This window comes from Bacteroides sp. 3_1_13 (assembly GCF_001185845.1).
GTDB classification, from domain to species: domain Bacteria; phylum Bacteroidota; class Bacteroidia; order Bacteroidales; family Bacteroidaceae; genus Bacteroides; species Bacteroides xylanisolvens.
The window spans coordinates 2789649-2816079 of the sequence record NZ_KQ236955.1 but is presented as its reverse complement, the minus strand read 5'-3'; the positions used below and the strand labels follow the sequence as shown (position 1 = coordinate 2816079).

The 26431-nt window shown below is 40.6% G+C and carries 24 protein-coding genes; 10 read left to right on the top strand and 14 right to left on the bottom strand.

From position 1 onward, the window contains the following. Nucleotides 1-3: 3 nt before the first annotated feature. The 3 genes from HMPREF9009_RS10185 to mtaB are packed head-to-tail and all read right to left on the bottom strand — an operon-like array spanning nt 4 to nt 3281. Nucleotides 4-1032, bottom strand: coding sequence for a glycosyltransferase family 2 protein (locus tag HMPREF9009_RS10185; protein ID WP_049702052.1), 1029 nt, complete (start codon nt 1030-1032; stop codon nt 4-6). A gap of 2 nt (nt 1033-1034) precedes the next feature. After that, nucleotides 1035-1958: a lysophospholipid acyltransferase family protein gene (locus HMPREF9009_RS10180; RefSeq protein WP_004316248.1), complete on the bottom strand. Its 924-nt coding sequence runs from the start codon at nt 1956-1958 to the stop codon at nt 1035-1037. Between the two features lie 3 nt (nt 1959-1961). Continuing rightward, complete coding sequence (gene mtaB, locus HMPREF9009_RS10175) at nt 1962-3281, bottom strand: tRNA (N(6)-L-threonylcarbamoyladenosine(37)-C(2))-methylthiotransferase MtaB (RefSeq protein ID WP_049702051.1); 1320 nt, start codon at nt 3279-3281, stop codon at nt 1962-1964. Between the two features lie 110 nt (nt 3282-3391). Here mtaB and HMPREF9009_RS10170 point away from each other — a divergent pair, with 110 nt between their 5' ends. Then, nucleotides 3392-5065: a long-chain fatty acid--CoA ligase gene (locus HMPREF9009_RS10170; RefSeq protein ID WP_049702050.1), complete on the top strand. Its 1674-nt coding sequence runs from the start codon at nt 3392-3394 to the stop codon at nt 5063-5065. A gap of 159 nt (nt 5066-5224) precedes the next feature. Beyond that, nucleotides 5225-5446 carry a hypothetical protein gene (locus HMPREF9009_RS10165; RefSeq protein WP_004299336.1) on the top strand — a complete coding sequence of 74 codons (222 nt, stop codon included), beginning with the start codon at nt 5225-5227 and terminating at the stop codon, nt 5444-5446. 91 nt (nt 5447-5537) lie between these two features. Here the strand turns inward: HMPREF9009_RS10165 and HMPREF9009_RS10160 are convergent, their stop codons facing one another. From HMPREF9009_RS10160 to rpsF, 8 genes are all read right to left on the bottom strand, one after another. After that, entirely contained in the window at nt 5538-6446 is a 909-nt protein-coding gene (locus HMPREF9009_RS10160; RefSeq protein ID WP_049702049.1) for a sugar phosphate isomerase/epimerase family protein, read from the bottom strand. A gap of 150 nt (nt 6447-6596) precedes the next feature. Further along, a complete protein-coding gene (locus HMPREF9009_RS10155) occupies nt 6597-7460 on the bottom strand; it encodes a 3-keto-disaccharide hydrolase (protein ID WP_004316253.1) in 864 nt (287 codons plus the stop codon). A 44-nt stretch (nt 7461-7504) separates the two neighbouring features. Further along, nucleotides 7505-8992: a Gfo/Idh/MocA family oxidoreductase gene (locus HMPREF9009_RS10150; protein ID WP_004316254.1), complete on the bottom strand. Its 1488-nt coding sequence runs from the start codon at nt 8990-8992 to the stop codon at nt 7505-7507. Nucleotides 8993-9004: 12 nt separating this feature from the next. After that, nucleotides 9005-10117, bottom strand: a complete 1113-nt coding sequence (locus HMPREF9009_RS10145) for a Gfo/Idh/MocA family protein (RefSeq protein ID WP_004316255.1) — start codon at nt 10115-10117, stop codon at nt 9005-9007. A gap of 239 nt (nt 10118-10356) precedes the next feature. Next, on the bottom strand, nt 10357-12021 hold the full coding sequence (locus HMPREF9009_RS10140) for a DUF6377 domain-containing protein (protein ID WP_004299331.1): 1665 nt from the start codon (nt 12019-12021) through the stop codon (nt 10357-10359). An 82-nt stretch (nt 12022-12103) separates the two neighbouring features. After that, complete coding sequence (rplI, locus tag HMPREF9009_RS10135; protein WP_004307965.1) at nt 12104-12547, bottom strand: 50S ribosomal protein L9; 444 nt, start codon at nt 12545-12547, stop codon at nt 12104-12106. Between the two features lie 14 nt (nt 12548-12561). Next, a complete protein-coding gene (gene rpsR / locus HMPREF9009_RS10130) occupies nt 12562-12834 on the bottom strand; it encodes a 30S ribosomal protein S18 (protein WP_004307964.1) in 273 nt (90 codons plus the stop codon). Nucleotides 12835-12836: 2 nt separating this feature from the next. Further along, the gene (gene rpsF / locus HMPREF9009_RS10125) at nt 12837-13181 is read right to left on the bottom strand and encodes a 30S ribosomal protein S6 (protein WP_004299329.1); all 345 of its coding nucleotides are present in this window, start codon (nt 13179-13181) and stop codon (nt 12837-12839) included. A 160-nt stretch (nt 13182-13341) separates the two neighbouring features. Between rpsF and HMPREF9009_RS10120 the strand changes: the two genes are divergently transcribed. Both HMPREF9009_RS10120 and HMPREF9009_RS25920 read left to right on the top strand, forming a co-directional pair. Then, a complete protein-coding gene (locus HMPREF9009_RS10120) occupies nt 13342-13788 on the top strand; it encodes a MarR family winged helix-turn-helix transcriptional regulator (protein ID WP_004299328.1) in 447 nt (148 codons plus the stop codon). Nucleotides 13789-13928: 140 nt separating this feature from the next. Then, a complete protein-coding gene (locus tag HMPREF9009_RS25920; RefSeq protein ID WP_004299327.1) occupies nt 13929-14105 on the top strand; it encodes a hypothetical protein in 177 nt (58 codons plus the stop codon). 72 nt (nt 14106-14177) lie between these two features. On the opposite strand, the gene HMPREF9009_RS10115 is transcribed toward HMPREF9009_RS25920, so the two are convergent. The 3 genes from HMPREF9009_RS10115 to HMPREF9009_RS10105 all read right to left on the bottom strand — a co-directional run bounded on the left by HMPREF9009_RS10115 (nt 14178) and on the right by HMPREF9009_RS10105 (nt 18925). Then, on the bottom strand, nt 14178-14879 hold the full coding sequence (locus tag HMPREF9009_RS10115; protein ID WP_004299326.1) for a response regulator transcription factor RprY: 702 nt from the start codon (nt 14877-14879) through the stop codon (nt 14178-14180). 1 nt (nt 14880) lies between these two features. Further along, on the bottom strand, nt 14881-16437 hold the full coding sequence (locus HMPREF9009_RS10110) for a sensor histidine kinase (protein WP_004299325.1): 1557 nt from the start codon (nt 16435-16437) through the stop codon (nt 14881-14883). 331 nt (nt 16438-16768) lie between these two features. After that, the gene (locus HMPREF9009_RS10105) at nt 16769-18925 is read right to left on the bottom strand and encodes an elongation factor G (protein WP_004299324.1); all 2157 of its coding nucleotides are present in this window, start codon (nt 18923-18925) and stop codon (nt 16769-16771) included. Between the two features lie 548 nt (nt 18926-19473). Between HMPREF9009_RS10105 and hemW the strand changes: the two genes are divergently transcribed. The 6 genes from hemW (at nt 19474) to HMPREF9009_RS10075 (ending at nt 26319) form a co-directional block, all read left to right on the top strand. Continuing rightward, nucleotides 19474-20604 carry a radical SAM family heme chaperone HemW gene (gene hemW, locus HMPREF9009_RS10100; RefSeq protein WP_049702048.1) on the top strand — a complete coding sequence of 377 codons (1131 nt, stop codon included), beginning with the start codon at nt 19474-19476 and terminating at the stop codon, nt 20602-20604. Between the two features lie 19 nt (nt 20605-20623). Then, on the top strand, nt 20624-21178 hold the full coding sequence (locus HMPREF9009_RS10095) for an RNA polymerase sigma-70 factor (RefSeq protein ID WP_049702047.1): 555 nt from the start codon (nt 20624-20626) through the stop codon (nt 21176-21178). A gap of 90 nt (nt 21179-21268) precedes the next feature. After that, complete coding sequence (locus HMPREF9009_RS10090; RefSeq protein ID WP_015531372.1) at nt 21269-21703, top strand: hypothetical protein; 435 nt, start codon at nt 21269-21271, stop codon at nt 21701-21703. Between the two features lie 27 nt (nt 21704-21730). After that, a complete protein-coding gene (locus HMPREF9009_RS10085; protein WP_004307960.1) occupies nt 21731-22609 on the top strand; it encodes a FecR family protein in 879 nt (292 codons plus the stop codon). 1 nt (nt 22610) lies between these two features. Beyond that, on the top strand, nt 22611-25313 hold the full coding sequence (locus HMPREF9009_RS10080; RefSeq protein WP_015531371.1) for a TonB-dependent receptor: 2703 nt from the start codon (nt 22611-22613) through the stop codon (nt 25311-25313). A gap of 7 nt (nt 25314-25320) precedes the next feature. Beyond that, nucleotides 25321-26319 carry a DUF4249 domain-containing protein gene (locus HMPREF9009_RS10075; RefSeq protein WP_008776242.1) on the top strand — a complete coding sequence of 333 codons (999 nt, stop codon included), beginning with the start codon at nt 25321-25323 and terminating at the stop codon, nt 26317-26319. Nucleotides 26320-26431: the final 112 nt, after the last annotated feature.

Below are 26431 nucleotides of genomic sequence, written 5' to 3'. Positions count from 1 at the left end.
TTGCTATCCTTTTAAATCCGACAATTGAGAGAATCGTTTGCATCCCCTCGCATAAAACTGCCACAAGATACTACTTTTTGTCCGTTCAGGTATCGGATTCAAAGTTTTTTTTCTCATATTTTCTTCACGGGATAAAGAGAACGACGGACATAATCGTTTATACTCTTTCCGCGCACGCATCACAGCACTAGCATTATCCCAGTGCCCTTGCAACAAGAAATTGAACGCCGCCAGATAATCGAGACAAGTCCGGATACGCATCACTTTATTTAACTCCTCCTGTGGAAGATTCTTATAGAGCATGACAAGATTATTACGGAAATTAAGAAAAGTCTTATGAGGATTCTCTTTTTTAAGAGTAGCTCCCCCCACATGATAGACAATGCTTTGAGGCATACAGACAATCTCACGATTCCGCGAACGAAGTCGCCAGCACAAATCTATTTCTTCCATGTGAGCAAAGAAACGTCCATCCAATCCTCCGACATTCACATAATCAGTGCGCCGGATAAACAACGCTGCCCCCGTGGCCCAGAAAACAGGAATTACCGTATCATACTGACCTTCGTCTTTCTCCACAACTCCCATAATACGCCCCCTACAAAAAGGATAACCGTATTTATCAATAAAGCCACCGGCTGCTCCGGCATATTCAAAATATTCTTTTTGCCGCTGGCTTCGTATCTTCGGCTGACAAGCAGCTACCTCCGGATGCTTATCAAGATAAGCAATCATTGGTTCCAACCAATGCTCCGTCACCTCGACATCCGAATTCAAAAGAACTACATATTCTGCGTCGACCTGCTGCAATGCTAAATTATATCCATCCGCAAAGCCATAATTCTGATCGAGAACAATCGTTCTGACAGAAGGAAATTCCTGTTGAAGCAAAGTAACGGAAGCGTCCGTAGAACCATTGTCAGCCACACAGACCTCGATCCCCTCCCCTTCCGAATACCGGACGACGGACGGAAGAAAAGTACGGAGCATATCACATCCGTTCCAATTTAAAATTACAACTGAAACTTTCATTGTTATTCCTTCTTCTTGTTCAATTCTTTCTCTTCTAATCGGTCAGCTTCTTCACGAGTCATTTTCCAACGTTTATGAGACCACAACCAATATGCCGGTTCTTTACGAATCGTCTGTTCTAATCTATGAGCAAACATTTCCGTGATTTCTCCTTCTCTTGTTTCTTTCGGTGTTTCCGTCATTAACTTGAACTCCGCTTCACAGTATCCTCTGCGCTTCTTACTAAGCTCACAATAGAAAACAGGGAAATTCATCATTTTGGCAATTCGCTCCGCACCATTCAGAAAAGCAGTTTCCTGTCCTAAAAAGGTAGTCCAATATTTATCATATCCACTGGGCCATTGATCAGTAATCAAACCGACTACCATCTTTTTTCCATCATGTTTGAGCTTAATAATTTCACGGGCTGTAGAATGTTTCGGAATATTATACCCCCCGAAACGAGAACGAATACGTTTAAACAACTCATCCAAATATTTATCCCTCAACGGTTTATAGACCTGTACGGGAACATCCCCCGGTTTCATGATTGCTCCCATGCCTATCAACCACTCATAATTGGCATAATGAGGAATCATTACTATAATACCTCCATACTTTTCTGTCAGTTCAAGATATTGTTCCGTATTCTTATAAGTCATTCTCTCACAAAGTTCTTCGGCAGACATGTGCAACAATTTCAAATCTTCAAGCATATAATCCGACAAATAGCGATAAAACTTGCGTTCTATCTGTAATCTCTCCGCATCTGTTTTTTCCGGAAATGATCTCAATAGATTTCCCCGAACTACTTTCCGACGATATTTTCCAACACGATACATCAGCAGATAATTTAAATCCGAAAGCATATATAAAACCCGGAACGGAAGAGCTGAAAACAGCCACATTCCACTGTATACCAACCAATAGATAAGTTTTGATCTCATAACTTATATCAAAATTATACCTTTAAGTGCTGTCATCTCCTCATTAAAATCTCCCAGACGTACATTAACTACCTGATTATCCAGCGAGTCATCACTTTCCACCTCTACACGAATATAATTCTCCGTAAATCCATGCATCGGAGCACCAGCTTTCGATTTTTCCATCAATACCGGCATTGTCTGCCCGATATGACGTGCATAAAAAGCCTGTGTCTTTTGATCCGATAGTGCCAACAGACGCTGACTACGCTGATGCTTCTCTTCCGGAGAAACCACATATTCTATTTTTAAGGCTTGCGTTCCGGGACGTTCGGAATAGCTAAACACATGCAACTGCGTCACATCCAGACCATCAATAAACTGATAAGCCTGTTCAAAGTATTCGGGTGTTTCTCCACGGGTTCCCACAATCACGTCCACTCCGATAAAAGCATCCGGCATCACCTCTTTTATCTTCTTCACTTTCGAAGCAAAAAGAGCAGTGTCATAACGACGACGCATTAACTGCAAAACTTCATCGCAACCGGATTGCAAAGGGATATGAAAATGAGGCATAAAACTACGGGAATGAGACACAAACTCGATAATCTCATCAGTCAACAGATTGGGTTCTATGGAAGAAATACGATAACGTTCGATTCCCTCTACCTGATCCAATGCTTTTACCAGATCAAAGAAACTCTCTCCTGTTGTTTTACCAAAATCTCCGATATTCACTCCGGTCAGAACGATTTCTTTTCCGCCTTCAGCAGCTGCCTGCCCGGCCTGCTCAACCATGGAAGCAATAGTCCCGTTACGACTTCGCCCGCGGGCGAAAGGAATCGTGCAATATGAACAGAAGTAATCGCATCCATCCTGCACCTTCAAGAAGAAACGGGTACGGTCTCCCCGTGAACACGAGGGAGAAAACGAACGGATATCTTTGGTTGTAGTGGTGATAGCCTCTCCTTTTTCATGCTTTTGGAGGTCGCCCAGATATTGAAGTAACTCTCCCTTCTGTTCCGCTCCCAGCACTACATCTACTCCATCAATCTTTGCCACGTCGCCGGGCTTCAATTGCGCATAACATCCGGTCACTACCACAAAAGCACCAGGATGCTGCTTTACCAGGCGATGAATGGCTTGCCGGCATTTTTTATCCGCCATCTCCGTCACCGAACAGGTATTTACCACACAGATATCTGCTTTCTCTCCTTTGCGCGCAGTCCGGACTCCTGCCTCACGCAGGATTTTACCGATAGTTGAAGTCTCTGAAAAATTTAATTTGCAGCCTAAAGTATAATAAACGGCTGTCTTATTTTGAAATACAGTGGTATCTATCATAAGCTGTTATAAACACATTAACTTTGCAAAGTTACACATTATTATCAGTAAAACACTTTAGGATACGAAAGTTTATTCCTATTTTTGCACAATTCACTAAAAAACGTGCAATGATTAAAGAGAATTTCATTAAACTATACGAAAATAGTTTTCGTGAGAATTGGGATCTGCCTTGTTATACTGATTATGGAGAAGATACCCAATACACATACGGTGAGGTAGCTGAAAAAATCGCCCGTTTACATCTGTTATTCAAACATTGTAGCCTTCGCAGAGGAGATAAAATTTCAGTTATCGGCAAAAATAACGCTCATTGGTGCATCGCCTATATGGCAACGATCACATACGGAGCGATCATTGTCCCTATCCTTCAAGATTTTACGCCTAATGACGTTCATCATATCGTCAATCATTCCGAATCTGTATTCCTGTTCACCAGCGACAGCATTTGGGAGAATTTGGAAGAGGAAAAATTAACGGGGCTACGGGGAGTATTCTCATTGACTGATTTCCGGTGTCTTTATCAACGTGACGGGGAAACCATACAGAAGTTTCTGAAAAATACCGATAAAGAGATGCATGCTTTGTATCCGAAAGGATTTACCCGTGAAGATGTTCAGTACACCACTTTATCCAATGACAAGGTGATGCTGTTAAATTACACTTCCGGAACCACCGGTTTCAGTAAGGGTGTGATGCTGACAGGAAACAATCTTGCCGGCAATGTCACTTTCGGTATTCGTACCGAACTCCTTAAAAAAGGGGATAAAGTGCTGTCTTTCCTTCCCCTTGCCCACGCATACGGTTGTGCATTTGACTTTCTGACAGCAACCGCTGTCGGGACCCATGTCACTTTGCTTGGAAAAACGCCTTCTCCTAAAATTATAATGAAGGCTTTTGAAGAAGTGAAACCCAACCTTATTATTACTGTCCCGTTAGTGATTGAAAAGATATATAAGAATATTATCCAGCCACTCATTAATAAAAAAGGTATGAAGTGGGCACTCAATATTCCTCTGCTCGACACCCAAATCTACAACCAGATACGTAAAAGACTGATTGATGCATTGGGAGGCCGGTTTAAAGAGATCATTATCGGTGGCGCCGCTATGGATAAGGAAGTAGAAGAATTCTTCTACAAAATCAAATTTCCTTTTACGATCGGTTATGGAATGACGGAATGTGGTCCGCTTATCAGCTATGCCCCCTGGGATGAATTTGTATTAGGCTCCTCCGGAAAGATTCTGGATATAATGGAAGCACGTATCTATAAAGAAAACCCGGAAGCAGAAACCGGAGAAATCCAGGTTCGCGGAGAGAATGTGATGGTGGGCTACTACAAGAACCAGGAAGCAACGCAGGAAGTATTCACGCAGGACGGCTGGTTACGTACCGGCGACCTCGGTTCCATGGACAGCAACGGAAATATTTTCATCCGGGGACGACTCAAGACTATGATCTTAAGCTCTAGCGGACAAAATATCTTCCCCGAAGAGTTGGAAACCAAACTGAATAACCTGCCTTTCATTCTCGAAAGTCTTGTTATCGAACGCAATAAAAAATTAGTGGCACTTGTTTATGCCGATTACGAAGCGTTGGATTCTCTCGGATTAAATAATCCGGATAACCTGAAAACAATCATGGATGAAAATCTTAAGAATCTGAACAGCAACGTAGCCGCTTATGAGAAAATCAGCAAGATCCAACTCTACCCTACTGAATTTGAAAAAACACCCAAAAGAAGCATAAAAAGATACTTATATAACAGTATTGCTGTCGATTAGCATGTTCTAAAACATATAAAAAGGGGAGAAAAGTGGCCAGTTACAAAAAAAAATATAAAAAAAGTTGGCGTTTCGAGAACAACATATTGAAAAAGTACATACCTTTGCATCGTTTTAATAAAGCAATTGATTGTATTACGTTTTTAAAAAGCAAAGAAAATGAAAAAATTAGTTTTGATGGCCGTAGCTATCGTAGCAGTATCATTCGCATCATGTGGTAACAAAGCAGCTGACGCAGCAAAAGCAACTCAGGATTCTATCCGTATCGCTGACTCAATCGCAGCAGTAGAAGCAGCAGCTCTTGAAGCTGAACAAGCAGCAGCCGCAGCAGCAGATTCTTTGAATGCTGATAGCACTGCAACTGAAACTGTAGCTGAATAATTCAGAAACAGCTTAGAGAGAATTGAAAGTCTGCCATGCGAAAGCATGCACAGACTTTTTTTTTATGCCTTTATTTTTAGCAAGCCACACGTTATTTAGCGTATGAACTTTTCACAAAAGGAGCGTTCAATAAATAATCCAGACTTACTTCTACACTTTCCTCTACCGGAACACTATACTTTTCGATTTCAGCAACGAGATAATTAACGCCTGCAGTTTTTGCATTCTTAAAGATAGCATCAAAACCTACCATTCCACTTTGTCCAATCTCTCTGTGATCTTTCACATGGAATATCTGGAAGCGACCAGGATATTTATTAAAATAATCAACAGGACTGTTTTGTCCGCGAACTACCCAATAAAGGTCCATCTGGAAGAAAACATATTCAGGATTCGTATGTTCCAACATATAATCATACATCACTTTATCTTCTACCTTCTGAAATTCATGAGCGTGATTATGATATCCGAACAACAAACCTTGTTGTTTGCAACGCTTACCTATTTCATTATAATATACACAATATGTTTCTAAATCCTTGAGCGTCTTAGGTACATCCATCCACGGAGCTACAATATATTTCATACCGGCAGCTTTGTGATCAGCAATACATTGATCCCACCATTCAAGTGACTTTGAATAGTCGCCGGAAGCCAATTCTTCTTTAGACAATTGTCTTGTACAATGTGAAGACAAGACTTTTAATCCTGCCGATTCGACATCTTTCTTAAATTGTTGGGGAGTCCGGTCATAAAACTTACCGTTGTTATAATTAGCTGCTTCAACACCGGTATATCCCATGTTTGCCAATTTCTTCAGAAGAGCAGTATAAGTGGGGTCACACTTACCATTTTTGTTGTCTACCTTGTTTAATATATCTCTGACAGAATAGAGCTGAATTGCTACTTCTTTTTTAGCTTTTTTCTTGGTTTGTGCCGTTACTGCCAGTGGAATCATGAAAAGAGCAGCCAATGCACAGATATAAATTCTAGTTTTCATATAATAGATATTAGTGGGTTACAATTATTCAGGTTTACATAGAAAAAAACAGGCACGGATTACACAGACTTCACGGTTACTCCATGGCAATCGCCATTCAAAAAAAACGTGAAATACACGTAACCCGTGCCTTTCTTTATTGCTATTCGATTAGTCCAAAACTTTCACGCGGATGTTGCGGAACCAAACATCGTCACCGTGATCTTGCAAACCAATGAAACCTTCGTGATTTTCGCCACCGCAATTATTCAGCAATTCAAATGCCAAAGGCCATTTTTCTTCACTGAACTTACTTGCTTGCAACATATCAGTCCATTGTTTTGTCCACAAATGATATTCAAGTACGTTTTCATCGTTTTGTCCGTGAACAACTGTACCTTTATAAACCATAATCTTAGCCTTGTTCCATTCGCCAAACGGTTTAGAGTTTTGAGGAACTGCCGGAATCATGTCATACAAAGAAGCTGACTGACGATTGTTGTCCTTACCCAATTTTGCATCCGGATGATTGGCATTGTCCAATACCTGATATTCAGGTGCGGAAATATAAATAGGTTCAAGCACATCATTACCGTCTTTATCTTTCGATGTAACTTCCTGAGCTAAATAGAAAATACCGGAGTTACCACCTTTAGAAACCTTCCACTCCATCTCCAGTTCGAAGTTTTTAAACTTGTGAGCAAAGATCAGGTCACCACCATCACCGTCTTGAGCTTCACCGCCACCAGAACCGTTGAATTTGATACAACCGTCTTCAATTGTCCATTTAGAAGGAACACGGTCTTTTCCATAACCACGCCATCCGTTAAATGTTTCGCCATCAAAGATTGTGATATAACCATTTTCATCAACAGGCAGATTCAAGCTATCTGTTTCTGCCGCTTTCAATGATTTAGAGTAAGTCAACGCAACTTTTTGCTCTTCCGGAGCATTTGCTTTCTTCTGACCACCGCAAGAAGCGAAAACGCCTGCAGCAAGACAACAACAAGCTAATGGATAAAATACTTTTTTCATGATATCAACTATTTAATTTTTAATCTTTAATTTTTAATCTACTTTTATCTTGGCATATCAGGCAGTCTCCAGCCTTCACGATAATTATGTTTCACTAATTCAGCCGCAAACTGTTTTGCATTGATCGGATCAGTCCATGTCTTATCAAATGTAGGATGACCGTCATGAATCTTGAATCCGTCTTTGATAACGGTACGGATGGTTTCGTTGTCACCGATATTTGTAAAGCACATGTTAGCTCCATCCCATTCGAGAGTTTTGTTCAGCGCTTGCAGACGAATAGCCAATACGCCCATTGCCACCATTTCATTCATTGGTCCGGCTTCTGAGAAGTCAGATTTAGTCATGATACGATTAGATTTATCTTCTTTACATGCACGTACCCAATCCATTTCGTGACCACCATTCATTGCTTTAGGAACACGACGGCAAACCTTCGGTGCATTTGGTTTACGACCTGAAAGCAACCAAGGATTCTGTCCATAACATCCGCAAATCAATGTATCTTTTGTTCCGTGGAAAATAGTCAAACCACCACCGCTCTGCATCAGTTGTTTTCCTTCTGGGAATCCTTTCGGACGTTCTGGCATCATACCGCCATCATACCAATGTATTTCCACTTCAGGCATAGCTACTTTCGGCATATTTTCACGAGCAGGGAAAATCATTTTCACGTGTTGTGCCTGTGGAGCACAAGCATTCAACAATAATGTCGATGAACCTTCCACTTTGGTAGGATACTGCAATTTCAATGCTTTAAACGGCTGATGCAAAATATGACAAGCCATATCACCCAATGCACCTGTTCCGTAATCCCACCATCCACGCCAGTTCCAAGGATGATAAATAGCATTGTAAGGATTCATTTTAGCAGGACCTGTAAACAAATCCCAATTTAATGTGCTAGGAATTTTATCAACCTTTTCAGGAACATTCAATCCTTGAGGCCAAATAGGACGGTCTGTTGCACATTCTACTTTCGTTACGTCACCGATTTCACCATTCCAAATCCATTCACATACTAAATCCGTACCTTCATCCGATGCCCCTTGATTACCCATTTGGGTGACCACGCCCGTTGATGCAGCCAGTTTTGTCAACAAACGAGATTCATAAACAGAGTGGGTCAATGGTTTCTGACAATATACATGTTTTCCCATTGTCATTGCGTCAGCAGTGATAATAGCATGAGTATGGTCGGCAGTTGCGATAATCACACCGTCGATAGATTTACCCATTTCATCATACATCTTACGATAGTCCCAGTATTTTTTAGCCTTGGGGAATTCGTCGAACACGCCTTTTGCGTACTTCCAATCCACATCACAAAGAGCCACAATATTTTCAGTGCCCTTTACGTGATTAATGTTGGCATGTCCCATGCCACCAATACCCACAGCTGCAAGATTTAATTTGTCAGTAGGCGACACATGCCCGTGACTCATACCTAAAATTGTACTAGGAGCAATGGTTATACCTGCTAAAGCAGCGGCTCCCGTTTTGAGAAATTTTCTCCTCGAAATGTTTGACATGATTTTATTTGTTTAAGGGTTAATAATCTTTGGAAGGTTGCCGTGCAACAATCCATATCCATTTTTCATGTTTTTTCTTCGTTCGCGTATTTGCTCCAAAGTGCGCAAATTACCAATAGCGGGCAAATCGTGTTTGCGGGTATCTTTCAAGAATGTCCATGCATATTCGGATGCAATAGCCGAATCGCGCATTAGCGGTAATCGTGAACTGCGTTTTCCGGTTTCTACCGAATCAGCAAACAGGTCACACAACACGTCTATATTCTTGCCGCCAAAAGGTTTCTCTACACGGATGGTCTGATTGACACCGTGCAGGTCGACAACAGCAGTATTGAAGTCATGCGTCATACGCACAACCCCTTTTGTACCTATAATATCTACATACGAATTATGTGTCTGGTCTTTAGATAATTGCCCATAAACAAATCCTTGGGTAATATCAAAAACGACCCCATTTTGAAAAGTTCCGTGACATTGCACCCACCAAGGATCTTTATAGTTCCACATATTCACTCCCTGGGCATTCCATGTTCTATAATCACATCCTGCATACCAACGGGTAATATCTACATAATGCATTCCGCAATCATGGAAAGCAGGTCCCTCATACTCATGACCTTCACCTGGTGCCAAGCCGGGAGTCATGTGACAAATACGAATAATAGCCAACTCTCCGATTTCCCCTTGCTGGATATATTCCTTCATTAAATTATGATACCAGGAATTTCGCAGATACAAGTTTACCGTAGAAATGAGATTTGTGTTTTCTGTCATTTCTACAACTTTCCACTCATTTTCCATTGTATCTGCAACTGGTTTTTCTGAAATAATGTGTTTACCGTAACGAATAGCTTTTTCTATTTGTTCCATCCGCGAGTCAGCCAAAGTGAAAAGCCCGACTACCTGCACACTTTCATCCTCAAAAATCTTTTGATTATCTTCTAATATAATAGAGTTAGGAGAAAGCTTCTTGGCTAACTGACGTGATGCCGGATTAGTATCACAAATATAAGCAATATTCCACCGATCACTTTTAGTCATCGCTTCCCAGTAGAATCTTCCCATCCTACCAAAACCGATAATTCCAACTTTAATTCTCGTGTCTACTGAAGATTGCGTGTTCATAATTAAACATAGTGAATTTAAGTACAAATAATAGATAAAACATCAACTTCTAACTACCAAACTGATGAGCTAAAAACTGATATTGCAAATCTAGCTAAATAAATAACGGCTTATTTGACTTACACTACTTTATGTAGATATAAAAATAGCATTTTTCACTATTAATCAACAACTTAGCTAACCTGACACATCAAAAAAATGTAGATGATTTGGAAAGTATTATAATGTTAAAATGATAATTATGTCTCTTGTGTTGAACTAATTTTCATAATTTCATTCTCAAATTCATCCCTGTCGACGGCTGCCTTATTTCTCATTTTCGTACGATAATTATAAACCGTACTTGTAGAGCAACGGAGAAAGTTCGCTATCTTTCCACTATCCGTAATACCCAAGCGTAATAAAGCATAAATACGAAGTTCTCTATTCAATAAAGCATCCGGTTTTAAAATAATTTTCTCTTCATCTTTCAACAGAGCGTTAAAATCAGAAACAAAAGTAGGATACAAACCCAAGAAGACCTTATCAAAACGAGTATATAAAGCGCTAAGTTCATCGTCGATAAGCGCAGATGATTTTAGCTTCTTAATCAGTTCATCATAGTATTTATTAATAGCTATTTTATACAGCATATTCTGATATTTCTCCATTTTATGGATATAGCTAAAGCATACGTCAAAGAATTCGGCTATATAATACTCCTTTATACTATTAATTTCGCACAACTGATTATTTGTATCATTCAGTTGGCTGTTCATGCTATTCAGTTTGTTGTTCAATCGCAAAAGTTCCTCATTACTCTGTGCCAATGCCTGTTTTATTTTCAACGTCTTTTTCATCTGAATATAGATGAAAAGCACCAACAGGACTAAAAGAAAAAGGATAATACTTGTAGAAATAAGAAAAGTAGTCAGATGCGACCGTGATCTGGCCTGCTCCGCCTGATAAGCTGTATTAATAATAGAATTAAATTTATAAATTTCGATGGCACGGAAATGAATACCGGAAGATATAACGTCATCGATAGCAGACTGTGTAAATTTAAAGGCATCAGCTAAATTCTGTTCATCATAGGCTATCAATGCAAGAGATTGCAGGGATGCATTTTCCCGCGTAGCATTCCGGGTATCGGCTATTGCCGACAACATCAGGTATTTTTTTTCCTCATCATACTTTTTCTGATGGTGACATAACCTAGAATACGAATGAGTTATCATGGCATAATTAGGCGTCCCCACTTCTTCAATCTCCAACAGTTCCTTAAAAATCTCTTTCGATTTCAATGTATCACGCCAAATATAATAAGAAGCCTGGGACATTCGATAATCCCAAGAAGTGTGGTCAATGAGGGCAAACAGAGAATCTTGATAAGCAGCCTGCTGCTTACCATACAGATTATTGGCGACAGAAATCGAATAGTGTCCCCAAAAACTGGAATAAGTTTGATAATAGTTTATTAATAAATCTCTGGGAAGTTCTGAAGTCTTTATACTTTTCAAAATAATCTCCGCTTCGCGGAACCTGCCACACATCGAATATAAAAGGCTAAGATGTAAAGACGACTGGTTGGTGAAATAAGGTCTATTCAACTGGCGAGAAATCTCAATATTGCGATCAACATAATGGATGGCTGAATCAATATGAAACTTTTTATATTCATTATATAACCGTAGATTGATTCTATATTCTCCTTCAAGAGTCAAACCGGGACTTCTCAACATACATTTTATCCGGTTTATCCGATCCTCTTTCTCTTTAACAAAGACGTGTTTTTCATCTATCACTCTACGCAAAGAATCAGTCAATAGTTTCAACTCATTATTTGCATAAAGAACACTGCCAATTCCCAAAGCAATCAGCAGAAGCAAAAACCTCTTCTTTAGAAAACAATAGTTGAATTTCATAATAGTAATAGCAAAGATAACAAAAAAAAGCGATTTATTCGTTCAGAACAAATCGCTTTTCATATATGAAGTAAATTTGCTCTTATTCAGCAACTACCTCGAAAGGAATTTCTACCGAAACCTCCTTGTGAAGCTTAACGATAGCCTTGTAGCTACCAACTTCTTTCACAGCGTCTTTTACAACGATGATCTTTCTGTCAACTTCATGACCCAGTTTAGACAATGCTTCAGCAATCTGGATGTTACCAACAGAACCGAAGATAGTACCGGTTGAGCTAACTTTAGTTGCGATAGTCAAAGAAACGCCTTCCAACTTAGCAGCCATAGCTTCAGCATCTTTCTTGATTTTCTCAAGTTTGTGAGCGCGCTGTTTCAGTTCTTCAGCCAACATTTTCTTTGCAGAAGGAGAAGCGATGATAGCTTTTCCAGTCGGGATCAGATAATTACGACCGTATCCGGATTTCACGTTTACGATATCGTTCTTATAACCCAAGTTTACTACGTCTTCTTTTAATATAATTTCCATACTTTTCCTCCTTCTTATTTCATCATGTCAGTTACATAAGGCAGCAATGCCAAGTGACGAGCTCTCTTCACAGCCTGCGCGATACGACGTTGGAACTTCAAAGAAGTACCTGTAATACGACGCGGAAGGATTTTTCCTTGTTCATTCAAGAATTTCTTCAAGAATTCAGGATCTTTGTAGTCGATATACTTAATACCACTCTTTTTGAAACGGCAGTACTTTTTCTTCTTAACGTCTACTGACGGCGGAGTTAAATATCTGATTTCTGATTGAACTTGTTGTGCCATGATTAATCCTCCTTTTTGTTTGATTTAACACTTCTTCTTTTTGCAGCGTATTCAGCAGCATACTTATCCATCTTGAAAGTCAAGAAACGGATTACGCGTTCATCACGACGGAAATTAATTTCCAGCTTGTCAATTACAGTAGGATCTGCATTGAACTCAATCAGTTGATAAAAACCTGTAGACTTTTTCTGAATTGGGTAAGCCAATTTCTTCAGTCCCCAGTTTTCTTCATTAATAATCTCAGCACCTTCAGCTTGAAGAACGCCTTTGAATTTTTCTACCGCTTCCTTCATCTGAACATCAGATAAAACGGGAGTTAAAATGAAAACGGTTTCGTATTGATTCATACTTCGTTTAATTAAATAAATAAATTATTTGATTTTAAATGCGGGTGCAAAGTTAGACATTTTATTTTGAACTACAAATATTTAATCTTTTTTTGTATCCGAAGATAGGATTTATCCGGGAAGAGACTTACCTTTGCAAAGTTGTTTAAACAATAATTTCATGATAGAGCAATTCAATTTCGACATTCGACTTATATTTGCCATATTAAATGGCAAAGTTTCTGCGGCAATCAACCGGAAACTGTATCGTAACTTCCGTCAGAACGGATTGGAAATCAGCCCCGAACAATGGACGGTACTCATTTTCCTGTGGGAAAAAGACGGCGTGACGCAACAAGAGTTGTGTAATGCAACTTTTAAAGACAAGCCCAGCATGACCCGTTTGATAGATAATATGGAACGGCAACATCTTGTTGTGCGCATTTCCGATAAAAAAGACCGCCGCACCAACCTGATCCATCTGACCAAAGACGGGAAAGAACTGGAGGAAAAAGCGCGTGTCATTGCCGGACAGACTCTGAAAGAGGCTCTTCACGGTATCACTCTCGACGAATTGAGCATTGGACAGGAGGTACTGAAAAAGGTGTTCTACAATACAAAAGATTAGATAGAAGAACTTCTCTCCAAATCATAAAATCCACTAAATCGTGCATTTATAATGGAATTTTTATCCAAATAATTTCGCCCGTTAAAGAATTATGCTTTAATTTGTGACTGGAATATTATAATCTATTAAAATACACACACATGAAAGGTTTATTAAAGAACTTAGGATTGATATTAATCTTGGTCGGAGTAGTCATCCTGCTGGCTTGTTCCTTTACAGGAAATGTAAACAACAACGCCATCCTGGGTACTTCAGTAGTACTTGTAGTACTGGGACTCATTTCTTATATTGTTATTAATAAGAAGATCGCTGATTAATTTCGCAAAATCAATAAAAAATCCCGGAAACGAATGTTCCCGGGATTTTTTATTTGGAGTTATCTCAAATCATTAAGATTCAACTTCCGGAGTAATCAGCTTATAGCCTTTTCCGTGAATATTGATAATTTCGATTGAATCGTCTTCTTTCAGATGCTTACGCAATTTCGTGATATACACGTCCATACTACGGGCATTGAAATAGTTATCGTCAATCCAGATTGTTTTCAGAGCGAAGTCACGTTGCAAAATCTCATTGGCATGTGCGCAAAGCAATCCGAGCAGTTCAGACTCTTTGGTAGTCAGCTTAGTTTGTTTGCCTTCTGACGACAGAATTTGTTTCTGTGTGTCGAAAGTAAACTTACCAATCTTATAGATATTGCTTTCTTTGTTCTTCTTTCCACGAACACGTCTCAAGATCGCTTCAATTCTGAATGTCAATTCTTCCATACTAAACGGTTTGGTGATATAATCATCCGCACCGATTTTAAAGCCTTCCAGGATATCTTCTTTCAGCGTTTTGGCCGTCAGGAAGATAATAGGAATTTCAGCATTTGCTGCACGGACATCCTGTGCCAGTGTGAAGCCGTCTTTTTTAGGCATCATCACGTCAAACACGCACAAGTCATATTTATTCTTCAAGAAAGCCTTATAACCGGCTTCTCCATCAGGATATAACTCAGCAGAATAACCTTTTGCCTGTAAATATTCTCTTAAAAGCATGCCAAGATTTTCGTCATCCTCGCACAATAAAATACGCAGTTTCTCGTCCATATCAATTATTTTTTAATAAAGGTAATGCAATAATAAATTTAGTTCCCACGTTCAGGTCGCTTTCTGCCCGGATGGTTCCCTTATGATCCAATATAATTTTTCTCACATAAGCCAATCCCAGTCCAAAGCCCTTCACATCGTGCAGATTACCCGTATGTACACGATAGAACTTTTCAAATATCTTTTTCAGGTTCTCCTTTTTGATACCAATACCGTTATCCTGTATCGAAATCATCAGTTTACCCGACTCATTCCACGTTCTCACTTTCAGTTCCAGATCCTCTTCCGGTTTCTTATATTTCACCGCATTATCCATCAGATTAAAGATTACATTCGTGATATGCATCTCATCTGCAAATATAACAGGATCGGTGGCCTCAAGGTTCGATGTTATCTTACCATTATACCGTTCCACTTTCAGCGCAAAGGTATTGACAACTCCTGCTATTAATTCATTCGCATCAATCTCCTTCATCTTCAAAGTTGCCTTCTGACGCTCGAACATCGACATCTGGAGCACCTTTTCCACCTGGAAGCGCAAACGCTTGGTTTCATCATTAATCACTCCCGATATATGCTGGAACATCTGCGGAGATTTTCCCACCGCCGGATCTTTCAACATCTGGGCTGCTAATGAAATGGTAGATATCGGTGTTTTAAATTCGTGCGTCATATTATTGATAAAGTCATTCTTCATTTCCGTCAGTTTCTTTTGCCGGAATACGATATAAATCGTAAAGATGAATGTCACTAACAATACCAGTGTAAATATCAGCGACGGAATCATGAAACTGATGGAGTCAAAGATATAATCTTTCTTCCCCGGAAAGTGTACTTTCAAGATACTCATTTTGGCAGGCGGGTCATTCTTGAACAATGCCTGCTGATAAGCGTCTTCACTTCCCTTTGCCTCATAATCCGCACAACGGTAGACTTCCCTTCCGTCTTTGTCGATCACTGTAAAGTGATAAGGCAAATCTATACTATTATTATATAAGCTCGATTTCAGATAGTCATCCAATTCTTTAAACCGTACTCTGTCTCCAATCGACTTGTCACTTCCCCGGTAAATCATCTGCCAGGCCACTTCATCGAGTAATGCCCGTTGATACATATACCGATTCTTGATGGCTTCCACTAATGAACGCGAAGTTTCCGGAATGGTCTTTGTCCCCCTGTAAGGAGAAATCATAGCCTTCGGAAGCTCGGAGGGCTTAGTGGTCATCACTTTCAGCTCAAAATCCGAATATACTTTTCCATCCTTAGACTTCACTGTAAACCGCTGCGTTTGCTGAATCAAGTTGTCTTGTTGTATGGAAGCATTATTCGCAATCAGCGCTTTTCTTTCTGCTTCTGAAATATCTTCGATCAACCAACGTCTGGTCTCTGCATATTCCACATCCTTGGAAACCTGATCCAGGCTATTGCGTACAGCCGAATCAAACTGTTCCTTACGGGTTTTCATCATTTCCTCTATATAACTTACCTGCAAATACAGCAAGCTAAGGAAGGAAAGCCCCATTACAATACCTAATATCCAAATTGTTGACTTCTTCATAGCAACAAAATTAACACTCCCTAATTAACACTCCTAATGCATTAACTTGATTTAACCGGAACTTCCCGGAAATTAACCGTAAGGAGCTATTTAGGTTGTATTCTGATTACTACAACAATAAAACCCCTCCTTTGGTTTGCAAATTTAATAAAAAATTAAATCTTCTCCTTGTGTTTTTCCATCTTTATTAATCATAGTTAAACAAAAACCGCCCCCTTTTACTTAAAAAAGGCGGCGGTTTTAACGTTTTAGTTGATTCTTTATGCCTAACAGATGATAAATACCGAATATTATAGTGAATATTCAATCAATTATCACCTATCATTTATACTTATTCTTCAGTTTGTTTAGCTTCAAAGTCCTTCATTAACTTATCTTGAACATCCGTCGGCACAAGTTCATAACTAGAGAATTTCATAATGAACGAAGCACGTCCACCCGTGAGAGAGCTAAGCGCCGTAGAATAAGACGACATTTCTTTCAAAGGTACTTTCGCAACCAGTTTCTCAAAACCTTTTTCGCTACTCATACCCATAATCATGGCACGACGTCCCTGCAGATCTCCCATCACATCTCCCATCCTATCAGACGGAACGAACACTTCTACATCATAAATCGGTTCCAGAATTTTCGGACCGGCATTCTTGAAGGCTTCACTAAAGGCATTACGTCCGGCAAGCATAAAGGAGATTTCATTCGAATCTACTGGGTGCATCTTACCATCGTAAACAATAACGCGCACGTCACGAGCATACGAACCCGTCAACGGTCCTTGCTCCATACGAGACATGATACCTTTCATAATAGCAGGCAAGAAGCGGGCATCGATAGAACCACCGACGATACTGTTAACAAACACCAGTTTACCACCCCATTCCAATGGTATCTCTTCCGTACCTCTCACGGTAATCTTAAATTCCTGTCCATTGAACTTATACGTTTCAGGCACAGGCATACCTTCTTTATAAGGTTCTACGATCAGGTGAACTTCACCAAACTGGCCGGCACCACCGGACTGTTTCTTATGACGATAGTCGGCACGGGCAGCCTTTGTAATCGTTTCACGATACGGAATCTTCGGTTCTTCATATTTTACCTGAAGTTTTTCGTTGTTTTCCAAACGCCATTTCAAGGTACGAAGATGGAATTCTCCCTGACCGTGTACCAAAGTCTGTTTCAGTTCTTTTGATTGCTCAATCACCCAGGTAGGATCTTCTTCGCGCATACGGTTCAGGATACTCATCATCTTTTCCACATCCGCTTCATTCACCGGCTTAATGGCACGGGTATATTTAGAGTTCGGATATTTGATAAAATTGAATTTGTAGTCACAATCCTTACCGTTCAGCGTATTACCGGTTTTCACGTCTTTCAGTTTCACGGCAGCACCGATATCACCGGCCTGCAATTCTTCCACCTTGACACGGTTACCACCGGCTACCACATAGATTTGCGCGATACGTTCCTTCGAACCACGGTCGGCATTCAGCAAATCGTCTCCCTCATGAACTTTACCGCTCATTACTTTAAAATAGGAAACTTCACCGATATGCGGTTCCACACTTGTCTTGAAGAAATAAAGAGATTCCGGTCCATTGGAGTCCGGAGCCACTTCTTTACCTTCCGTATTCTGTACCTTCGGCATTTCAGATACAAAAGGAACAACGTTACCCAAGAATTCCATCAAGCGACGAACGCCCATATCTTTACCTCCACAGACGCAAAATACAGGGAACATACCTCTGGCGATCAATCCCTTACGGATGCCTTCACGCATTTCGTCTTCTGACAGGGAATCTTGCTCAAAGAATTTCTCCATCAGATTTTCATCATTCTCGGCAGCAGCTTCGACCAATGCTTTGTGCATTTCCATAGCCTTATCCATTTCTTCTGCCGGAATATCTTCGATTGTCGGAGCCCCTCCTTCGGGTTTCCATGAGTATTTCTTCATCAACAATACGTCGATCAACGCATTAAAGCCCGGACCGGTAGCTATCGGATATTGGATGGGAACAACCTTAGAGCCGTATGCCTCTTTCAGCTGTTCGAGGATATTATCATAATCGCATTTTTCATTATCAAGCTGGTTGACTAGAAAAATAACAGGTTTATTCAGCTTTTCTGTATAACGGAAGTGATTTTGTGTACCGACTTCGACGCCGTATTGGCCATTAAGAAGGATAATTGCTGTGTCGGTCACATTTAGTGCAGTCACTGTGCTGCCTACGAAGTCGTCCGATCCCGGACAGTCAATAATATTAAGTTTTTTGTTATTCCATTCTACATGGAGAACGGTGGAGAAAACGGAGTAACCATACTCTTGTTCAACAGGAAAATAATCGCTAACTGTGTTTTTTGCGGCAACAGATCCGCGACGTTTTATAACACCACTCTCGAAAAGCATCGCTTCCACGAGAGTGGTTTTCCCAGAGCCAGAACTTCCCAACAAGGCAATGTTCTTGATTTCATTAGTCTGATATACTTTCATAATATATAAGATTTTAGTAATTACTCAGTATGTTTCTCACATACCATTAATTTTGTGATGCGCAAATTAGGGATTAATTGGGGGAAAAGCAACACTTATGGCAGTGTTACTAAACAATGTTATGTAACACATCTTTAACACGAACATTTTCGAATCGGGTTAAAAATTATTTTCGCATGGCTATAAACTAATTTCATAGTTGCAACGAGTAATCCGGCACGATGTTATTTTTAGTTGTTTTCCTTTCATACAATAGTTTCCCCGTTGCCTAATCAGTTTTCGTTTGACTTAAGTCAAGCGATAGTTTAACTTAAGTCATTCTATCGTTTGACTTAAGTCAAACGAAAACCCGGCTACTAGTTCGAATCTTATTTATAAAAGAAAAGATCTTAAATTCAGCATTGCAGGAAATTATCTTCCACTAATCAATGGGGGAATTATCTCTTTAGCGTATTCCTGCTGCATTATAAATAATTTCCGTCAACAGCTTTTTTGATATATCTAATAATAGTCTTACTTTTACACCCACAAACCCAAACAGCATAGCTATGGCAGGTATTTATCTTCACATTCCTTTTTGCAAAACGCGCTGCATCTACTGCGACTTCTACTCAACCACTCGCAGCGAACTCAAAACCCGTTATGTACAGGCTCTCTGCCGGGAGTTGGCGATGCGTAAAGAATACCTGAAAGGAGAAGATATAGAAACTATTTATTTCGGTGGCGGAACCCCGTCTCAACTGGAAAAAGAGGATTTTGAACAAATATTTGATACCATCCGCGAGCACTACGGATTGAATCATTGTCAGGAAATCACTCTGGAAGCTAATCCGGATGATTTATCGCAGGAATATCTGGAAATGCTTTCCTCACTTCCTTTCAACCGCCTCAGCATGGGAATACAGACTTTTGATGACGCTACGCTCAAACTATTGAGACGCCGCCACAATGCCCGTACAGCCATCGAAGCAATTGACAGATGCCGGAAAGCCGATTTCCAGAACATCAGTATCGACCTAATTTACGGATTGCCCGGAGAAACAAAAGAACGATGGGAAAACGATCTCCGTCAAGCTATCAGTCTGAATGTAGAACATATCTCCGCCTATCACTTGATTTATGAGGAAGATACACCTATATATAATATGTTAAAACAGCACCAGATATCCGAGGTAGACGAAGACTCCAGTTTAGAATTTTTCACATCACTGATAGAGCATTTGCAGAAAGCAGGATTCGAACACTATGAGATTTCCAATTTCTGCCGCCCCGGAAAATATTCCCGCCACAACACTTCCTATTGGAAAGGAATAGCTTATCTGGGATGCGGACCATCGGCACATTCTTTTGACGGAATGACACGGGAATGGAATGTGTCTTCAATCGACACCTATATAAAAGGTATAGAAGAAGACTGCCGTGCTTTCGAGACAGAGTATCTGGACCCAACCACCCGCTACAACGAATTTATTATCACTACCATACGTACCGTATGGGGAACACCTATAGAGAAACTGAAACAGATGTTCGGCAATGAAATGTGGGAGTATTGTCAAAAAATGGCTGCACCTTATCTGAAAAATGGTAAACTGGAGGAATACAACGGAGCTTTGCGCCTGACGCGTGAAGGGATTTTTATTTCCGACAGTATAATGAGTGATTTACTTTGGGTAGACTAACCAAACAAACAAAAAGCCGATGACCGAATCAGAAGTAAGAAAGTTATTGCGGCAAATGAAAGAACTGGATTCGCAGACTGCTTTCCGGGACTTTTACAACATGACTTACGACCGTCTCTTTCGTATTGCCTATTATTATGTGAAACAGGAAGAATGGTCGCAGGAAATCGTTCTCGATGTATTCCTGAAACTATGGAAGCAACGCAGCAATTTGCTTGATGTGAGAAACATTGAAGATTATTGTTTCATTCTCGTCAAAAATGCTTCGCTCAATTATCTGGAAAAAGAATCAAGACATACGCTTATTCATCCCGATTCTCTGCCGGAGCCTCAAGAACAAAGCTATTCACCGGAAGAATCGCTCATCAGTGAAGAACTGTTCGCTCTTTACGTAAAAGCACTCGACCGGCTTCCGGATCGTTGCAGGGAAGTGTTCATCCGCATCCGTGAAGAAAAACAGAGTTACGCACAAGTAGCAGAAGAATTAGGCATCAGCATGAATACAGTGGACGCACAACTTCAGAAAGCAATCACACGTTTAAAAGAGATGATTAACCGGGCCGAAATAGATTAACATTCTTTTAGACAAAGAGCGTAGGGAGTTTCTGTCCCCCTCCGGTCTTTATCAACAAATAAGTCAATCAATCACTAAAAAAGACAGAAAATGAAAAAGCTAAATGACGCAAACATGGGAATCTTTGTCCTTCTTTCAGTTTGTCTGTGCCTGTTTTCATGCAACAATGACAACGACAACCTACCAAAGGACTATGCAGGATTTGAACATTCGAAGGAAACAGTAGAATGTGAAAGCGACAAATCCGAATGTGAGTTGAAAATTAAAATCGTTGCAACAGAAAAAACAAAAGAAGACCGGACGGTAGTACTTGCCACACCTCCTCCGGTAATAGGACAAGCAGCAGTGGTACAGCTAACAGAAAAGAAAGTAATCATCAAAGCGGGTAAGAAGTCAGCAACAACTGTCATAAAAATCTATCCTAAACAGATGATATTGAAGAAGCAGAATGTCACTTTATCCTGCACTCCCCAGTGGAAAGAAGGAGGAATCAGCAAACTGACCATTCTGTTGAAACGAAAATAACAGATCAAAAGTAATACAGAAAGAACTATGAAATTTACCGATACGGAATTAGAAGAAATACTGAACAAGCTCGTCGCTTCCACGCGTTCACCGCGAGGGCGGTTTTCAGCAACAGCCAGTTACCCGGAACTAGAGAAAAGACTGAAGTCATATACCCGGCGTCTGACACTGATACGTACTTTCTCGGCAGCGGCGGCAGTAGCTCTACTTTGCCTATCGGTATGGACAGCCTATTTATATATGCAACCGGTCACGATACAAACGGTTTCCACCTTGGCAGAGACACGCACGGTCTGTCTTCCTGATGGCAGCACCGTCACTCTCAACCATTATTCTTCACTTTCTTATCCTGAAAAGTTCAAATCGGACAAGCGGGAAGTGGAGCTAAATGGGGAGGCTTATTTTGAAATAAGCAAAGACAAGAAACATCCGTTTATCGTGCAGACTGAAACGATTGACGTTCAGGTGTTGGGAACTCACTTCAACGTAGATGCCTATCAGAACAATCCAGATGTAAAGACAACGTTATTGACAGGTTCGGTAGCAGTCAGCAATAAAAGTAAGTCAGTTCGTATGATTTTGAAGCCGAATGAGATTGCTATATATAATAAGGTGGAAGAAAAACTCACCCGCAAGGTTTTAGAAAACGTAGAAGATGAAATTTCCTGGCGGCAGGGAGAGTTTATATTCGACGACCTACCTTTGCAGGAGATTGCCCGCGAACTATCCAATTCATTCGGAGCAACGATTCACATAGCCGACACGGCTTTGCAAAATTACCGGATCACAGCACGCTTCCGCAATGGAGAAGACCTGACAACTATTTTATCTGTATTACATAATGCCGGTTATTTCGACTACTCACAAAACAATAAACAGATTATTATCACTGCTAAACCAGACTAAGATGAATATTATATTCCAAGATCGCTTCCCTGTCAGAACCATTGTTCTGATAGGGGTAGCATTCCTTATCACCACACAAATATACGCGCAAAATGCGGACGCCCGACTTTCGCTGACACTACGAAACGCCACATTGAAAGAATTCGTCAAACGGATTGAGAATTCAACCGGATATTCCTTTATCTACAGTGAGGAAATTACCATAAAACATAAAATCAATTTGCAAGTAAAGGATAAGCCTTTGCGTGAGATACTTGACCTTGCGTTCAAAAATGAGCAGATCAGTTATCAGTTCACCGGCCGGCATATCCTTCTGCAAAAGAAAAAAGAATCAAAAACTGTAAGCCGCAAGTTCACTATCAGCGGATATGTCACTGATGGGACGTCTTCCGAGACGTTGATTGGAACCAACATCATTGAGAGTCATCAAAATCAAGGAACAACCACCAATCCTTACGGTTTTTACAGCATCACCCTGCCCGAAGGAGAAACCGAACTGCGTTTCTCCTATCTGGGCTATGCCACAGAAGCGCATCATTTTACGCTCTCACAAGATACATTATTAAATATCCGCATGCAGGGTAACACGCAATTGCAGGAAGTAGTCATCGTTTCCGACAAAACCGAGACAGGAACTATAGCCACCCAAATGGGATCTATCGAAATTCCAATGACGCAAATAAAAAATACTCCGAGCATACTGGGAGAGGCAGATGTAATGAAAGCCATCCAACTGATGCCCGGCGTACAGGCAGGAGTAGATGGATCTGCCGGACTGTATATACGTGGTGGAAGCCCGGATCAAAATCTAATCTTACTTGACGGGATTCCTGTATATAACGTAGACCATATGTTCGGATTCTTTTCGGTTTTTACTCCGGAAGCCGTCAAAAAAGTAACACTATTCAAAAGTTCTTTTCCGGCACGTTTCGGCGGACGGCTTTCTTCTGTCATCGACGTCCGTACCAATGACGGAGATATGCAGAAATACCACGGCACACTTAGTATCGGACTACTAACTAGCAAAATCAACCTGGAGGGTCCGATTGTGAAAGGGAAAACGTCTTTCAATATTTCCGCCAGACGTTCGTATCTCGACCTCATCGCTAAACCATTCATGCCGGATGACGAGGAATACAGTTATTATTTTTATGACATCAATGCCAAAATCAATCATAAATTCTCCGACCGGAGCCGCGTCTATCTATCTGCCTACAATGGAAAGGATCATTTTGCTGCCAATTATGACGGAAATACAGATTTCAAAGACGGAAGCAAAATGAATTGGGGAAACACGATTCTTTCTGCCAGATGGAACTATGTATTCAACAACCGTTTATTCTGCAATACGACAGTCTCCTACAGCAACTATTTATTCGACATCAACTCATATACCAACAATCAATATCTCGGCAGTAGCGGTACATCATTTACCAACCGGTATTCAGCCGATTACCGTTCGGGAATCAATGATTGGAATTACCAGATCGACTTCGATTATAATCCATCTCCCAAACACCACCTCAAATTTGGAACAGGATATATCTATCATCGTTTCCGCCCGGAAGTTATGACCTCTAAAATCTCCAATAAGACAGGAGATAAAATAGACCTGGACACAACCTACCACAGCATAGCCAACAACCGGATTTACGGACATGAGTTATCCGCTTACCTGGAAGACAACATCAAGATGAATGATCGTCTGCGCCTGAATCTCGGACTGCATTTCTCATTGTTTCATGTGCAAAAACAAAGTTACTTTTCCTTGCAACCACGTGTTTCCGCACGCTATCAATTGGGAAAAGATGTAACCCTGAAAGCATCTTATACCCAAATGAGCCAATATGTACATTTACTATCGTCAATGCCCATTGCCATGCCTACGGATTTATGGGTTCCGGTCACTAAAAAGATCAAGCCAATGCGCTCCCACCAATATTCATTGGGCGGATACTATACGGGAATCAAAGGATGGGAATTCTCGGTAGAAGGGTATTATAAGGATATGTATAATGTGCTGGAATATAAGGAAGGCGTCAGTTTCTTCGGTTCTTCCTCCGGTTGGGAAAACAAAGTGGAAATGGGCAAAGGACGTTCGGCCGGCATTGAGTTTATGGCACAGAAAACCCTTGGAAGAACAACAGGATGGTTGTCCTACACTTTATCCAAAAGTGATCGTCAGTTTGCCAAAGGCGGTATCAACAACGGTGAACGGTTCCCATATAAATATGACCGAAGACACAATATCAACCTGACAATCAACCATAAGTTCAGCGACCGTATCGACATCGGTGCTTCCTGGGTGTTCTATACAGGTGGAACAAGTACAATCCCTGAAGAGAAAACCGCTGTCATCCGTCCTAGTGACGGCACAAACAACGGATTTGGGGGAGGATATGGATATGGAGATTATTTTGATTCAAGCATAACTTCACCCACCATCGGAGAAGCTTCATATGTGGAGCATCGTAATAATTACCGGTTACCAGCCAGTCACCGGTTGAATGTGGGAGTCAATTTCAACAAAAAGACCAAACATGGTATGCGTACCTGGAATATCAGTCTGTATAATGCATATAATGCGATGAATCCTACCTTTGTATATCGCAGCACCAGCAAAAACGATCCCAACAAACCGATTATCAAGAAGTATACTATACTTCCATTAATTCCATCATTCACTTACACTTATAAATTCTAAACCCATTATGAGAACTCGTATATGTTATCCATTTATCCTGTTAATAGCATTGCTGACAACAGTTTCTTGCGAAAACGAACTCCCTTTTAGTGTAAAGGACAATCCCCCCAAACTAGTGATGAACGCACTAATCAACGCAGACAGTCTGACCAACGTTCTCTATCTCAATTTCACGGGAAGAGGATACGCCACTCATGTAGAAAATGCCACGGTGGAAGTACGCGTTAACGGACAGTTATCAGAAAGTTTACGTCCGCTCCCACCCCAAACGGAAGGAGATATGCAATGCCGCTTCCATATTTCCAGCAAATTTACTCCCGGAGATGTAGTTCGTATCGACGCCCTCACAGACGACGGACAATATCACGCATGGACTGAAGTGACCGTACCACAGCGTCCACATGAAATAGCTGATATCGATACGGTCACCATTCCAATGACAAAGTATTATTATACGCAGAATTTTCTCCGATACAAAATCAATATCAAAGATCGATCCAACGAAGATAATTACTACCGGCTTATCATGGATAAGCAAATGACAGTGAAAGACTATAATGAAGAAACAGGGGAATTTGTCAGCCGGACAATACATCGCTATCATTTTATATCCCGCGAGGATATTGTGCTGACAGACGGACAGCCCACCAACAGCGATGACGAAGACAACGGCATGTTCGACACCGTAAAGAATATATATGGTGTATTCGACGACTCACGATTCAAAAATACATCTTACACAATGACGGTTTACAACCAGACAGATATTGACGGATTTCCTGAATACGGCACCAATGTAAAGATGGATATTATTGTACGTCTTTTAAGCATCACGGAAACAGAATATTACTATCTGAAAGCACTTAACCTGGTAGATTCCGACGCTTACGATGAAACAATAAATGAACCAATCAAGTACCCCAGCAATGTACATGGAGGAATTGGGATGATTGGAATCAGTACGGAGACAAGTAAGATCATTCATATAGAAAAACCACAACGATGAAAACAAATCATAAATTATGGATAGCAGACTGCGATAAACCGTAGTTTTGAAGATTCACCGTCTGTCAATGCCGCTTGCGTGGATGATATGGTCGAATGTCTGTCAATAGCCA